Source organism: Sphingobacterium sp. UBA3549, assembly GCF_002376635.1.
Taxonomy (GTDB): Bacteria; Bacteroidota; Bacteroidia; order Sphingobacteriales; family Sphingobacteriaceae; genus Sphingobacterium.
In genome coordinates, this window is sequence record NZ_DFOE01000011.1 from 323,053 (window position 1) to 336,317 (window position 13,265).

The 13,265-nt window shown below is 38.9% G+C and carries 11 protein-coding genes; 10 read left to right on the forward strand and 1 reads right to left on the reverse strand.

Features of this window, described 5'->3' with window-relative positions; translation table 11 throughout:
- Positions 1–17 precede the first annotated feature (17 nt).
- From B2W36_RS07750 to B2W36_RS07770, 5 genes are all read left to right on the forward strand, one after another.
- Complete coding sequence (locus B2W36_RS07750) at positions 18–1,205, forward strand: glycosyltransferase family 2 protein (RefSeq protein ID WP_293887277.1); 1,188 nt, start codon at positions 18–20, stop codon at positions 1,203–1,205.
- 13 nt (positions 1,206–1,218) lie between these two features.
- On the forward strand, positions 1,219–3,036 hold the full coding sequence (locus B2W36_RS07755) for a PAS domain-containing sensor histidine kinase (protein ID WP_293887279.1): 1,818 nt from the start codon (positions 1,219–1,221) through the stop codon (positions 3,034–3,036).
- Positions 3,037–3,046: 10 nt separating this feature from the next.
- Entirely contained in the window at positions 3,047–4,105 is a 1,059-nt protein-coding gene (locus B2W36_RS07760) for an endonuclease/exonuclease/phosphatase family protein (RefSeq protein WP_293887281.1), read from the forward strand.
- 120 nt (positions 4,106–4,225) lie between these two features.
- Positions 4,226–5,356, forward strand: a complete 1,131-nt coding sequence (locus B2W36_RS07765; RefSeq protein WP_293887283.1) for a hybrid sensor histidine kinase/response regulator — start codon at positions 4,226–4,228, stop codon at positions 5,354–5,356.
- A gap of 27 nt (positions 5,357–5,383) precedes the next feature.
- Positions 5,384–6,328, forward strand: coding sequence for a UDP-glucuronic acid decarboxylase family protein (locus B2W36_RS07770; protein WP_293887285.1), 945 nt, complete (start codon positions 5,384–5,386; stop codon positions 6,326–6,328).
- Between the two features lie 27 nt (positions 6,329–6,355).
- Here B2W36_RS07770 and B2W36_RS07775 read toward each other — a convergent pair whose 3' ends face one another.
- A complete protein-coding gene (locus B2W36_RS07775; protein ID WP_209579406.1) occupies positions 6,356–7,150 on the reverse strand; it encodes a tyrosine-protein phosphatase in 795 nt (264 codons plus the stop codon).
- Between the two features lie 493 nt (positions 7,151–7,643).
- Between B2W36_RS07775 and B2W36_RS07780 the strand changes: the two genes are divergently transcribed.
- The 5 genes from B2W36_RS07780 to rfbA all read left to right on the forward strand — a co-directional run bounded on the left by B2W36_RS07780 (position 7,644) and on the right by rfbA (position 13,252).
- A complete protein-coding gene (locus B2W36_RS07780; protein WP_293887287.1) occupies positions 7,644–9,644 on the forward strand; it encodes a polysaccharide biosynthesis protein in 2,001 nt (666 codons plus the stop codon).
- 195 nt (positions 9,645–9,839) lie between these two features.
- Positions 9,840–10,895, forward strand: coding sequence for a dTDP-glucose 4,6-dehydratase (gene rfbB / locus B2W36_RS07785; protein ID WP_293887289.1), 1,056 nt, complete (start codon positions 9,840–9,842; stop codon positions 10,893–10,895).
- A 2-nt stretch (positions 10,896–10,897) separates the two neighbouring features.
- A complete protein-coding gene (gene rfbC, locus B2W36_RS07790; RefSeq protein ID WP_293887291.1) occupies positions 10,898–11,452 on the forward strand; it encodes a dTDP-4-dehydrorhamnose 3,5-epimerase in 555 nt (184 codons plus the stop codon).
- Between the two features lie 5 nt (positions 11,453–11,457).
- On the forward strand, positions 11,458–12,318 hold the full coding sequence (rfbD, locus tag B2W36_RS07795; RefSeq protein ID WP_293887293.1) for a dTDP-4-dehydrorhamnose reductase: 861 nt from the start codon (positions 11,458–11,460) through the stop codon (positions 12,316–12,318).
- A gap of 67 nt (positions 12,319–12,385) precedes the next feature.
- On the forward strand, positions 12,386–13,252 hold the full coding sequence (gene rfbA / locus B2W36_RS07800) for a glucose-1-phosphate thymidylyltransferase RfbA (protein ID WP_293887295.1): 867 nt from the start codon (positions 12,386–12,388) through the stop codon (positions 13,250–13,252).
- The last annotated feature ends 13 nt before the right edge of the window (positions 13,253–13,265 follow it).

Sequence of the window (13,265 nt, forward strand, 5' to 3'; positions counted from 1 at the left end):
TAATCTATTTAATACAAATGAGTTTGAATATTTTCTTTTGGAGCGCCCTGTTGTTGGTGCTATATACCTATATCGGTTATGCTATCGTCATTTTTATACTAGCCAGGTTATTTCCATACCCCATTCAGAGAAAGGAGGGCGAGCAAAACAGCGAGGGAAAGCAGTTTCCTCCTTTGACGCTATTTATTACAGCTTATAATGAGGCGGAAATTATCCCTGAAAAAATGTCAAATTGCCTTGAACTTGATTACCCAGTAGACAAGTTACACATCCTATGGGTTATAGATGGAAGTACCGACCACAGTCGTGAGCTATTGAAACAGTATCCGATGGTAGAGATTGTCGGGTCACCCCTTAGGAAAGGCAAAACTGCTGCCGTTAATCATGGCATGGAATATGTGAAAACTCCAATTGTTGTGTTTAGCGATGCAAATTGTTTGCTGAATGCAGAGGCTTTGAAGATTATTGCCGACCAATTTAGTGATCCAACAATCGGTTGTGTCTCTGGCGAGAAAAGGGTGGCTTTTAGCAGTGATGATACTGTTTCTTCAAAAGGCGAGGGAGCTTATTGGAAATATGAATCGCTGCTAAAAAGGCTAGACTTTGAGTTTTATTCTGCTGTAGGAGCTGCGGGAGAACTTTTTGCAATGCGTAAAGAATTATTCGATTCAATGGAAGAAGATACCTTGTTGGATGATTTTATGCTATCGATGCGTATTGCACAAAAAGGGCATCGGATTGCCTATACATCGAATGCCTATGCTGTCGAGTACGGGTCGCTGAACATGGAAGAAGAAGGAAAGCGGAAAAGACGTATCGCTGCAGGTGGATGGCAGTCTATAGGAAGGTTGCTTCCGTTATTAAATTTGTTTAAATTTGGGAAGCTGAGTTTTCAATATATTTCACATCGTGTGCTGCGGTGGTCTGTCACACCTTTTGCCCTTTTTGCTCTCTTCCCCCTGTCGGCCATTCTTGGATACCGAAGTTCATCATCTTTCAATGTGTTTTACGTCATTTTTGCGCTTCAGTGTCTCTGCTATCTTTGTGCGGCTTTGGGATATGCGCGGCGAAATAATCCCAATAGTTCGAAATTATTTTATATCCCGTATTACTTTTTGTTTATGAACATCAATGTGATGCGTGGAATTTACTATTTATTTAGCAGGCGCTTTGTTGGCGGGTGGGAGAAATCTCAAAGAAAATAAACCTATGAATGTTATGGAGAAAAAAATATTACATGATTTAAAGTTCTTGGAGAAGATACTGAATATAACTTGCGATACGTTATTGTTAATCAACCGTGATAACATCTGCGTAGATGCAATAATGAAAACAAATAATCCAATTTTAAACCCCGACGTCGATGTAATTGGCAAGAATATTTTGTCCCTTTTGCCTCAACCGACATCGAGGCTCATTGAACAGGAATTTGCATTTTGTCGTCAAACAGGGGAAACCTCCAATCTAAATTACGATCTTCCAACAGACGAACAGATGTATTATTTCAAATTTCTGATTCACAAATTTGATGACGAACATTTAATTTGCCAGTATCGGGATATTACTCAAAGGAGTAATATGAAGTACCGCCTTAAATCGGCCCTTACCGCACAGCTTGAAGTGGGAAAGGTCGCCATGATTGGCCATTGGACCTATGATCTGCAGCATCAGGAATTAACGCACAATGGTTATTCTAATTTACGTAAAAGGAATCTGGAAGCACCTGAGAAGCTCACTTTGGCGGAGCTGCTCACTTCTGTCCATCCAGATGACAGAAAGGGAATGGAGGCATTTCTACATAATGATTCCATTGAGTATAGTACATTTGAATACCGTATAAAGCAATCTGCTGCTCCCATCACTTATGTGAGGGCGACGAAATATGCCAAACGCCTTGAAAACAATGTATATGTAATAGAAGGTTTTTCGCAAAATGTAAGTGATTTTATTAAGAACAGAAATGAACTTGAAATGGTGCTTGCAGTGGTTGACAATGCACCGTATAGTATTTTTGCATGTCATAAAAATGGAAATATGGCTTTTGCAAATAAAGCATGCCGTCAGCAAAACGGTCTGAATGAACAGGAAGATATTACTGGCTTAAAAATCTTTGAATGTCTACGTGAGTTCACAACGCAAGAAGCTTGGGATTTATCGGTACAAAAAATCATTTCTGCTTCGGGTTATTATCAATACCGCTGTGATACGATATATCCAGAACTTGATATTATCGGCTCAGAATGCAGTTCGCTGATGATCAAAAATGGCAATGGTGAAGATATTGTCTGGACCATCAAGCGCGATATCTCTGATCAGTTACGTTATGAAGAGCAACTCTTGCGCTCAAAAGAAGCTGCAGAGGAATCCGAACGGTTAAAGTCTGCCTTTATCTCCAATATGAATCATGAAATCCGTACGCCGCTTAGCGCCATCATGGGGTTTGGAAGTATTATTGCAGATACGCCAGATCCTGAATTGCGAAAAGAATATGGTGAGCTCCTCAACGTTAACAGTAACCAGTTGTTGCGTTTGATAACCGACGTGCTTGAAATGTCACAAATGGATGCAGGTAGAGTTAGGCTAAAGAATTCGGATGTGTCTCTTAAAGGAATATTGAATGAGTTGTCATTGAGTTTTCTACCCAATGATGACCAGCCAGCCATAATTTTTGACATTCCTGAAAGGGAGGTCGTAGCGAGACTGGATCGTGGTCGGATCATTCAGGTCCTTGTCAATCTTATTAATAACAGCTTAAAATTTACACCGCCCGAAGGTGCTGTCCATGTCGGTTATATGTTAAAAGATGATCATATAGAATTCTATGTAAAGGATAATGGTATAGGAATAGCCAAGGAAAATCATGAGTTGATCTTCAATAGGTTTTATAAGATTAACTCATTGGATAAGGGGACGGGTTTGGGTCTTGCGATTTGTAAGGGTATCGTTGAGCAGATGAAGGGGCAGTTAAGTGTTGAATCGGAGCTTGGAGAGGGAGCAACTTTTAGCATAAAATTTCCCCTATTTGAACAGGTTTAAATAACATAATATGGCGCAAGAGTTTGAATTTAGACCGTTTAGTATATCCGGCGCATTAGTTAGAATTGTAATTGTTATCGTTGCACTGCTTACTTCATTGTCCTTTTTAGCGTTGTTAATCTCGCCACAGACCACTGTTTTTTTTCAATGGATTGGTCTGTTATTGCCAGCACTTGTCGGTGGTAATTTGCTTTTCCTTATTATTGGCCTTTACAGGCGTAGTTGGTATAGTATTTGTCCGTTAATAGCACTATTGGCCAACTTTCATTATTTCGCAAAGATAATTCAAGTAAACTCAATGGAACATAATGAAACGGCAGATATACGCTTAGCGTCGTATAATGTCCGTGAATTCAAAATGATTTATAATTTATCTTCCATGGAACAGATTGCTTCCTATATTGAATCACAGCAAGTAAATACGTTATGTTTGCAGGAGGTACCGGCCGAGTGTTCGGCATCGGAATTGAAGGAGGTATTTGGCCAATTTCCATATTTAATAATGACAGAAAGCAATTCAGGAAACAATCAGCTTGCTATCTTAAGCAAGTTTCCGTTGGACTCAGTGCAGACTGTATCATTTGAGGAACGTCCGAATTGTGCGATTTTCGCCGATCTTTCCTTTAAGGGTGAAAAGATCCGAATTGGAACTTGCCATTTGCAAACGACAAATTGGAACCAGGTAAAAGGAAATCTATTGGCTGCCGAAAATGTAGTGGTTAAATGGTGGAGTGCGATTAAAACAATGTCGGGAAATTTGAGGTTGAGAGGTGCTCAGGCAGATCGTTTAAGAAATTTAATCGATAAATCACCTTTTCCTACACTTATTTGTGGAGACTTTAATAACAGCCCTAATTCGTATAGTTATCATAAAATTAAAGGAAATCTGAAGGATGCTTTTTGCGAAGCAGGTAATGGATATAGCTATACCTATGCCTATTTAATGAAGCTCTTTCGGATTGATTTTGTATTCTTTTCTGGCAATGAATTCCGGGCTATAAATTACAGAACAGGAAATGTAGATTACAGTGACCATCTTCCTGTACTGGTTGATTTAAAGATAAATTGATATTGTATAATATTTTTGCTACACAAATTATTGCAGCAATTAATAGCGTAATATTGGTTTATGAATGGTAAAGAATGATTGGATCCTTCTATATAATATCTAATTAAGCTATAATGATCTATGGAAATTGATTTTTCAACGTATAATATTCTCATCGTAGAGGACTCTGAGCTGAATCTTTTTGTATTAAAAGAAATCTTGGAACGCGAACATTTCAACGTATTCTCTGCCTCAGGTGCTAAAGGAGCATTCGAAAATTTGGAAAATAATCGAATTGACCTTATTTTAATGGATGTTGTCATGGGCGAAAAAAATGGATTTGATCTAACAGCGGAGTTGAAATCCATGGAACAGTATAAACATATTCCGGTATTGTTTATCACGAACTTAAAATCTGCTGATGATGTTGTGCGTGGATTTGACAGCGGCGGTGTTGACTATGTTTCGAAGCCCTTTAATAAGAAGGAATTGCTTCAACGTATCAAACATCAGATTAAACTGATTGAATCGGGAAATACCATTTCCAAACAGACGGCACAGCTTCAGGAAGCAATATTAAATCGGGATAGAATGTATGCTATTCTGGCACATGATCTCCGAAGTCCAATATCTTCATTAAAGATGATCTTAAATATTTTGACCATGAGCCCCGAAAGCAGTAATACTGGGTATGCCGATATGGTCAATACGGGTAATGATATCGCTGAGCAACTTTTTAGTGTATTGGACAATTTGCTCAAATGGACTAAAAATAGTTTGGGTGTGCTAAGTTACATGCCTCAGGAAATTGAATTTGATGAAATGATCAAGGGTGTAGTGGAGACGCTTCAACCGACAGCCAAGCTGAAAAATATCGACATACAATTAACCTTACAATCCAGTTTGCAGATTTTTTTTGATGTGGATATTATGAAAAGTATGTTGAGGAATCTTTTGATCAATGCGGTGAAGTTTAGTCACGAAGATTCCCTGATCAAGCTCAATTTATATCGCGATAAGGATGATGCTGTTGTCGAATTTATTGATACAGGTGTGGGAATGAGCTTGGATGCGCAGCGTCAGCTACAAGACCAGATTATGGAAGAAGGTAAGATTACGCCTATGCGGGAGAAAGGTAAGGGTTTGGGACTGTGGGTTGTTTACCATTTTATCCAACAAAACGGTGGGGTCTTCTTTTTCGAGTCGGAAGAGCATATTGGCTCACGTTTCGGTTTTCGTGTGCCACTTTTGGATAAGCCGTCTAACCATTAAAAATTCGACAGTATAAATCACTAATTTATGTATAACCTAAAAAAAAGAGTACTAGTCTCGGGAGGAGCTGGATTTATAGGTTCACATCTTTGTGAGCGTTTGCTTAAGGATGGGAATGAGGTCATCTGTATGGATAATTTCTTTACTGGGGATAAATCCAACATCGTTCACCTGTTGCAAAACCCATATTTCGAGTTTGTGCGCCATGATGTAACCGAACCTTTTTTGGCTGAGGTCGACGAAATTTATAATCTTGCCTGTCCCGCCAGCCCAGTTCACTATCAGTATAATCCGATAAAAACGATTAAAACATCTGTTATGGGGGCAATTAATATGCTTGGACTTGCAAAGCGGGTAAATGCGCGTATTTTACAGGCTTCTACAAGTGAAATATATGGCGACCCACACATCCATCCACAGCCCGAGAGCTATTGGGGAAATGTGAATCCTATCGGTATCCGTTCCTGCTATGACGAGGGAAAGCGATGTGCCGAAACGTTGTTTATGGATTATCATAGGCAACATCATATTGCGATAAAGATCGTCCGGATTTTTAATACCTATGGTCCACGGATGCATCCGCAGGACGGGCGAGTCGTATCCAATTTTATTATGCAGGCCTTACAAAATAAGGATATTACCATTTATGGCGAAGGAAATCAGACCCGAAGTTTTCAATACGTAGATGATTTGGTGGAAGGAATGATAAGAATGATGGCTGCAGAACCATCTTTTATAGGGCCAGTAAATATAGGTAACCCCAATGAATTTACTATACTTCAATTGGCGGAACAGGTGATCTTACAGACCGGTTCAAAATCGAAGATTAAGTTTTTGCCATTACCTCAAGATGACCCACAACAAAGGAAGCCTGATATTGAAGTTGCCAAGAATTGCTTGGACTGGAATCCCACGATCCAACTGGAAGAGGGATTGTCGAAGACAATAGATTATTTTAAAACATGTTTATAAAGAGTTTATAGTGATTGTATCTGCTGATTATACAGCGATCACTTGACCTTTATGCTGATCGATATGATCAAGAAGTGTTTCATTTAAGATGGGTGAAGTTCTCAACATCTCACGAATGGGGTATTTCTCAACTATATTTTTTAAAGCATCAAGATGGCGTTGATGATGGAGGTCGGTTCCGACAAAATCATACATACCGGATTTCAATAGGGTCATCGCGATGGCTTTAACATCGACCCCATAGTATCGGCTCAAGGAAAGTAGATTTAACTGGAGTAAGCAGCCTGCATCTTTGATCTGCTTATAAATATTAAAGTTGCTATGGTAATAATTATAACGTTCAGGATGAGCTAGAATAGGTTTGTAACCTAATTTTTGAATATTTAAGATGGTATGAAACAAAGCTTTCGATTCGGATAGATAAGACATTTCAATCAATACATAACCGCCTGGCATCACGCAGAGTTCATTTTCACGGATCAATAAAGAAAGATTTTCATCAATCATATGTTCAGCCGCGCCGAATATATCCACATCATTGCCAGATTTTTTTAGTCCCGCCACCAGTGAATCTTTCGCGTGTTCAATACTAAACTTGGTGTTTTGATGTACGCCGGCCATGATATGTGGGGTACAGATAAACTTTTTAAGACCTAAACGCTGCAGCTCCTGGATATAATGTAAGGATTGTTGCACAGAATTACTTCCATCATCAATACCTGGTAACAGGTGGTTGTGCATGTCTACTTCTAAAAATTCCAACTGCGCTAAAGAGCGAATTGATGAAGTCTTTTTCCCAAACAAATTACTAAAAAATCCCATGATGCAAATCTTATTATTGTTGTGCAAATAGTGCAGTAAAGGAGTGGCGTTTCAAGCTATATAAAGTGAAGGGTAAATTACAAATTCCTTTCCATGACTACGAGGTACCTCTTACAAACAATATGCCAATAATTATATCGATATGCATAAGGTCGAATGCTATGCTATAAATTTCCGACAAGTGATGTTAAAGAATTATTTTTTGTAAGTCTAATCTGTTAAATATGATGCGCTGTTCTATAAATTATAATCTATTCATGTTATTATTTTTTGAATGTAACAGTTTCGGTATAATAGTTGCTTAGTCCACGATGATAAATTGATCGAATGAATAGGGTTCTTTTTAATGATATTTTATCATAGGAGCAATTTGAGTGCGAAAATTTAACTATCTTGCATTTCCTTTATAAAATATTATAACAAAGCCATATTAGATAGTGTCCGTTTGTCGCAGACACGGTCAGTAACATTTAATAAAATAAGAGAAAAAGCTATGATGGGTTCTCTAGGAGATTTAAGAAGGCGCCTGAGAAAGGACAATCCAAGATGGGTCATTTTAATGATCGACATGTGGTTTGTGTTTGCAAGCTATGTGTTTTCTAATTATGTGGTCAACAACTTCAAGGGAGTATTTGATATCGAATTGATGTTAAAAAAAGTTGTCGTTATATTGCCAATTTACTTCTTGATGTTCTTGTGTTACGACACCTTTCGAGGAATTGTTCGACAAACAGGCATTCGTGATACTATTAAAATATTTAAAACGGTGGGATCCGCCTATATCCTGTTGATGATTTTCACATTTATTATCAAAACTATCTTTGATAAAGGAACTTTGGCAGGAGATTATCTTAGATTGTCTTATGGCGTATTGACTATGCAGGCTACAATTTTGCTGGTCATTATGGTGGGGGCGCGTGTAATCTATCGGACTATCTATGAATACCTTTTTTTGCCGGGTAGGAAAGGGGAGAATGTGTTGATATTTGGTGCTTCGAGACCAGGTCTAGTATCGTTTTCTCTCTTAAAAGAAGACCAGCGGACGAAATATCAGGTGGTCGCTTTTGTCGAAGATAAAATATCACGGATAGGTAAGCGCTTGGCAGGTTTAAAAATTAAAGATATTACCGAAATTACGAAAGAATATGTGGAGAAATGCCAGATTACTCAGGTAATCATTGCGGTTGAAAATAACGATCCCGAACGGCTGGAATACGTCTCAGATTGGTTTCAAAATCTTGGGCTTGAGCTGAAAATAATGCCACCAGCCCGGATATTACTTAACTCCGGCGCCAAACGTGAAATTCGGCCGTTAAAGATAGAAGATCTATTGGGGCGTAAACCCATTAAGTTAGATCATCCAGAAATTGAAGACGAAATGCGTGGTAAAGTTATTTTAGTAACAGGCGCAGCTGGATCTATTGGTTCGGAATTAGCTCGACAGATTGCAAGAAGACATTATAAGAAGTTGATACTGCTTGATCAAGCAGAGTCCGCAATTTATGATGTACAGCAATCTATTAAGGCTACCTTTGCAGAGCATTTGCATTGCGTCGTTGGGGATGTACGGAATTTTGCATTTATGCAACGTATATTTGACGAGTATAAACCTGATTTGGTGTTCCATGCAGCGGCTTATAAGCATGTGCCGTTGATGGAAGCTAATCCTTACGAGTCCATCCAGACTAATGTATTAGGGAGTAAAATCGTTGCGGATCTCTGTATGCGATATGGTACAAAAAAGATGGTCATGGTATCCACAGATAAAGCGGTAAACCCCACAAATGTTATGGGAGCTACCAAACGTATGGCTGAGATTTATGTGAGTAGTTGTAGCTGTAAGTCTGATACAAGCTTTATTATCACTCGGTTTGGTAATGTACTCGGGTCAAATGGTTCGGTTATACCGTTATTTGAAAAGCAGATGGCTGAGGGAGGTCCGTTGACGTTAACTCATCCAGACATCACGCGTTTCTTTATGACTATTCCTGAAGCTTGTCAACTTGTTCAAGAAGCGGGTGTGATGGGGAAAGGAGGTGAGATTTTTGTATTCGATATGGGCAAGTCTGTTAAAATAATCGATTTGGCCAAACGGATGATCAAATTAAAGGGGTACCGTTACCCTGAGGATATTGACATCAAAATTGTTGGATTGCGCCCCGGAGAAAAGATTTATGAAGAACTTTTGGCAAACAATGAAAATACTGTGAAAACACATCATCCAAAAATCATGATCGCAAAAGTAAATCATGATGAACTTTCACTTAAAGCGGATCGTATTAATGCCATCTGCCAACAGATTTTGGATGCCGATACACTGCTGCCCGATTTTATGGGGCTTGTCGCTGCGATGAAGGAAGTAGTCCCAGAGTTTAAATCTCAGAATTCGCAATATCAAGTGTTGGACACGGTCGCGGATAAGAAAGAAATCGAATTAGTTCATGGGGAACCTATAGAGGTACCCGTATATTCTTTGGTAAAGAATGTGTTGTAAATTTTATTTTAGGCAGTTAACATTTTAGTTTGCTGATACGATATCAAAAAAGCTCTCATTGAGAGCTTTTTTGGTTTATTCGGTTTACTTATGGATTAAAACTTGTCAATTCTCAAAAATCATCCTAATTTTAACGAACTATTTAGCGAAGTTATCACTTGTAGGCGAATGGTCTAAACTATCGAGAGTCATTATATGAATAAAACAGTTTTAATTACCGGGGGGGCCGGATTTATAGGTTCACATGTTGTACGTGAGTTTGTGCTGAAGTATCCAGAATATCAAATTATCAATCTGGATGCATTGACCTATGCCGGCAATCTAGAGAATTTAAAAGATATCGAGCACTTACCAAATTATACTTTTGTTAAAGCAGATATTACGGATCAGCAGCTCATTTTGGATATTTTTCAAAAATATCAGCCGGATGGAGTTATCCATCTGGCAGCGGAGTCTCATGTTGACCGTTCGATTGTTGATCCAACGGCTTTCGTGATGACCAACGTGATTGGAACGGTCAATTTATTGAATGCAGCCAATGCAGTTTGGAAGAATAATTTTGAAGGGAAACGTTTTCATCACGTATCTACCGATGAGGTATTTGGTGCGCTTGGCGATACGGGATTTTTTACGGAAGAAACAAAATATGATCCCCATTCACCATATTCCGCTTCGAAGGCAAGTTCGGATCATTTTATCCGGGCTTATCATGATACTTACGGTTTACCTATTGTTTTAACAAACTGTTCAAACAATTATGGACCTAATCATTTCCCGGAGAAATTGATTCCTCTTTGCATTCATAATATTTTAAATAATAAGCCTCTCCCGGTTTATGGTGATGGAAAATATACCCGCGATTGGTTATATGTGATTGATCACGCAAAAGCTATAGATCTCGTTTTTCATGAGGGTAAAAATGGTGACTCTTATAATGTCGGTGGATTCAATGAGTGGCAAAATATAGATCTGATCAAAGAGCTATGTAAACAAATGGACGAGAAATTGGGACGTGAAGAAGACTCTTCGATGCAATTAATTACTTTTGTTAAAGACCGTCCCGGACACGATTTGCGTTACGCAATTGATGCAACCAAGATTAATAAGGAATTGGGATGGTATCCTTCAGTAACTTTTGAAGAAGGTTTGTCGCGGACGATAGATTGGTTCTTGTCTAATCAGGAATGGCTGGAGCATGTGACATCGGGCGATTATAAAAAATATTACGACAATCAATATAAAGACGCATAAGCATGACGTATACGGAGACAAAACTGAAAGGATGTTTTATACTTGAACCGACAGTTTATGAAGACGAAAGAGGTTATTTTTTTGAGTCATTTAATGAAACGAAGCTAACAGCAATACTTGGTTATAAACCTCATTTTGTGCAAGACAATCAATCCAAATCACAGTTTGGTGTCGTGAGGGGGCTACATTTACAGGCCGGCGATCATGCTCAGGCTAAGTTGGTTCGAGTCGTGGAAGGAAAAGTGCTGGATGTTGCTGTCGATGTTCGTCCAGGATCAAGCACCTTTGGACAACATATTACTGTAGAGCTTTCAGCTGAAAATAGAAAACAGCTATTTGTTCCGAGAGGTTTCTTACATGGCTTCTCTGTATTATCAGAACATGCAGTTTTTTTCTATAAATGTGATAATAACTATCACAAAGAATCGGAAGATGGCGTAAATCCATTAGATTTTGAATTGGCTGTAGACTGGCAAATACCCCATGAAGAAATGATTCTCTCACAAAAGGATCAGGAAGCACAATCGTTTGAAAAATTGCGCCTGAAATTAATTTAGATGATATGCGAATTGTTATAACAGGAGCTTCAGGTCAACTTGGTTCGGAACTAAAAGATCTTTTACTGTATAATACAGTAGATGAGTGTTATTTCTTAGATCGAAAGCAATTGCCATTGGATCAAATTCAGATCATACAGCAAATTTTGGGGATGTATCAACCCGATTTGATTATTCATGCAGGAGCATACACAGCGGTGGATAAAGCTGAGACGGATCAGGTTACGGCAAATTTGGTCAACCATTTAGCTTGTGAAGAGATTGCTCAATACTGCCGTATCCATAATGCCAAACTTATAGCTATTTCTACAGATTACGTTTTCGATGGATCATCTGCTTCTCCTTTGACTGAGCATGCGACCACTAATCCCATCAACGTATATGGACAAACTAAGCTTGCAGGGGAACTGGCCATTCAGAAATGGCATCCTGAAGCAATCATTATACGGACTTCCTGGGTGTATTCCTCCTACGGTAAAAACTTTGTAAAAACCATGTGCCGCCTAATGACCGAGCGAAATGAAGTTAACGTAATCAGCGATCAAATAGGGAGTCCCACTTATGCAAAAGATCTAGCCCTAGTAATTTTGAAAGTTTTGGATTCTGCCGAATGGAAAGCTGGTATTTACCACTATAGTAACGAAGGCGAAATTTCGTGGTATGACTTTGCTGTAGCAATACGTGACTTCCGTTCGTTCGACTGTGAAGTCAGGTCAATTCCAACCACTGCATATCCGACGCCTGCTCGTAGGCCGATGTATTCCTTGCTTGATAAATCAAAAATAAGAAGTACGTTTGGAATACAAGTTCCAGACTGGAAAATAAGTTTGGGCAACATGCTTACTGAAGAATTTAAAGATAAATAGATTGACGATAACAAGAGGCTTTGTCGACATTAGTATCGTAAAGTCTTCTTCCCTAAATAACATTAAAATGAAAGGAATTATATTGGCTGGCGGCTCAGGCACGCGATTGCATCCGCTGACGCTTGCTGTAAGTAAACAATTGATGCCCGTATATGATAAACCCATGATATATTATCCGTTGTCTACCTTGATGCTGGCCGGAATACGTGAAATTTTGATTATATCCACTCCACAGGATCTACCTAACTTTGAAAAGTTATTAGGTGATGGATCGCAATTAGGGTGCCGTTTTGAATATAAAGAGCAACCTAGTCCAGACGGGCTTGCACAGGCATTTTTGTTGGGAGAAGAATTTATTGGTGATGATAAAGTAGCCCTGATTTTAGGGGATAATATATTTTACAGCTCTGGACTTTCAAAGCTATTGCAGTCTTCTTCAGACCCTGATGGCGGAGTGGTCTTCGCCTATCCAGTGCAGGACCCCGAACGGTATGGAGTAGTTGAATTTGATGAAACAAATAATGTGATTTCTATTGAAGAGAAGCCGCAATCACCCAAATCGAATTATGCTGTTCCGGGAATTTATTTTTATGATAACGAAGTGGTTAGTATCGCAAAAAATATAGCACCTTCCCCCCGTGGAGAACTGGAGATAACAGATATCAATAAAGAGTATCTACGCCGCGGTAAATTAAAGGTCGGAATTTTTGATCGTGGTACAGCTTGGTTGGATACCGGAACGATCCAGTCTCTCATGCAAGCAGGGCAATTTGTGCAAGTGATAGAGGAGCGGCAAGGAATGAAAATAGGAGCAATAGAAGAAGTTGCCTACAGAATGGGTTACATTGATAAGCAGCAGCTACTGAAAATTTCTGGGCCACTCTGTAAGTCAGGTTATGGAGAGTATTTGAAAAGAATTGTTAAAGGCTCTTAACTATCCCTAAATT